Source organism: Gordonia aquimaris (assembly GCF_026262595.1).
Lineage (GTDB): Bacteria > Actinomycetota > Actinomycetes > Mycobacteriales > Mycobacteriaceae > Gordonia > Gordonia tangerina.
Window position 1 is genome coordinate 1 of sequence record NZ_JAPKFM010000061.1, and the last position, 2,173, is coordinate 2,173.

The window sequence follows — 2,173 nt, forward strand, 5'->3', positions numbered from 1 at the left end:
TGACGGCGCTCATCGAAATTCCCCACTGATGCTCACCTAAATTCCCCACCCGTGTGGCTCCGCCAGAGTAGGCGGGCCTCCCGTGATGCTGATGGTCTCTGACCACTCACCAGCTACCTCGGGAGGCCCGCTTTCATGTTGACACGGGAGAACGATGTGGAAGTACACGCACTGCACAAACGGGGGTGGACGATCTCGGCGATCGCCCGCCACACCGGCCACGACCGCAAGACGATCCGGGCCTACCTCAACGGTGAGCGCACCCCGGGCGAACGCAAGAAGCCGCAGACCGATCCGTTCGAACCGTTCATGGCCTATGTGACGGCCAGGCTGGGCGAAGATCCGCATCTGTGGTCGCGCACGCTGTGCGACGAACTCGAGAATCTCGGCTACACCCAGTCCTATCAGACGCTCACCCGTCAGATCCGTCAGCGCGGTCTGCGACCGAAGTGTGCCGACTGTGCCCAGGTCACCGAACGGGCAAATGCGATCATCGAGCACCCGCCGGGTGAAGAGACCCAATGGGATTGGGTGGAGCTGCCGAACCCACCGACCGAATGGGCTTGGGGTTCAACAGCATATCTACTCGTCGGGTCGTTGGCGCATTCGGGCAAGTGGCGCGGCTATCTGGCCCCGGATATGACCCGACCACAGGTGATCGCCGGTATCGACCGCATCACCCGCCGACTCGGTGGGGTCACCAAGTCATGGCGCTTTGACCGGATGGCCACGGTATGTCACCCCTCGACCGGTGCTTTGACCGCCGAATTCGCCGGCGTCGCCAAACACTACGGAGTAGCAGTGCAGGTGTGCCCACCCCGTCGAGGCAACCGCAAAGGTGTGGTGGAGAAGTCCAATCACACTGCCGCGCAACGGTGGTGGCGAACCCTGCCCGATGAGGTCACTGCCGAGCAGGCGCAAACCAGCTGCGATACGTTCTGCCGCACCCGCTCGGATGTGCGGATGCGCCCCACCTCTGATGGTCGGGCGAGTGTGATCACCGTGGCCAAACGCGAACCCCTGAGACCGCCGCCCACCGCGCCGTATCCGGCCACGGTGACCGAGACGCGCACCGTGTCTCGCCAGGCACTGGTGGCGTGGCGAGGCAATCAGTACTCGGTGCCGCCGGAGGTGGCGATGAGTGAGGTCACCGTGAACGAGCGCCTCGGCGACGGGCACATCGATATCGCCACCGTTTCGGGCATCGTGATAGCCCGTCACCGACTGGCTGCTGCGGGGTCGGGAGCGCAGGTGCGTGATCACGGGCACGTCGTCGCACTCGACACCCTGGCCAAGGCCGGCGCCTCCAGCAGCCGGCGGCCACATCGCCGCAAAGAACGCATCCCACCCGGTCAGGCCGCCCGCGACGCAGCAGACGAGCTGCGCCGCAACACATCCACCACCAGCGCCGAGGTTGCCACGCAGGCGTCGGTGATCGACATGAGCGTGTACGAACGCGCCGCACAGAACAGGAACTATCTCCCATGAGCAACAACAGCACCACCACCGACACAAACTCCACAAGCGCTGAGCCGCAGTCACCTTCAGCGATCTCGGTGTATCAGCAACTCCGTGGTCATCTCGCCGTCCTCAAACTCGACGCCGCGGCTGAAGCCCTGCCACAGGTGCTCGCGACCGCTGGCGAACAGGAGTGGTCGATGACCCACACACTCGAACATCTCCTCTCGATCGAGGTCGACGCTACCGAAGCCCGCCGTCTGGCAGGGCGGCTGCGATTCGCATGCCTACCCACCCCGGCCACGCTGGACAGCTTCGACTACGACGCCGCACCCGGAGTCGATCGCGCGTTGATTCGGGAACTCGGGACCTGCGCCTACCTCGAGTCGGCCACGAACGTGCTGCTCATCGGGCCACCGGGCACCGGCAAGACCCACCTCGCGGTCGGACTCGCACATGCCGCCGTACACGCCGGCTATCGCACCTACGTCACCACCGCGGCCGACCTCGCCGCACGGTGTCACAAAGCGGCCATCGAGGGCCGCTGGTCCACCTGCATGCGATTCTTCGCCGGACCCACTCTTTTGGTTATCGACGAACTCGGCTACCTACCCCTGCCAGGCGAAGCCGCATCAGCCCTGTTTCAGGTTGTGGCACAACGCTATCTGAAAACATCAGTCGTGATCACCACCAACCGGTCCGTCGCCGAATGGGG

The 2,173-nt window shown here is 64.6% G+C and carries 2 protein-coding genes; both read left to right on the forward strand.

Annotated features, from left to right (window positions below):
* The first annotated feature begins 135 nt into the window (after positions 1-135).
* Positions 136-1,488, forward strand: a complete 1,353-nt coding sequence (locus tag OSB52_RS24530; RefSeq protein ID WP_266063946.1) for a Mu transposase domain-containing protein — start codon at positions 136-138, stop codon at positions 1,486-1,488.
* On the forward strand, positions 1,485-2,173 hold a 689-nt coding region (istB, locus tag OSB52_RS24535; RefSeq protein ID WP_266063947.1), incomplete at its 3' end, for an IS21-like element helper ATPase IstB. The genes OSB52_RS24530 and istB, both read left to right, overlap by 4 nt.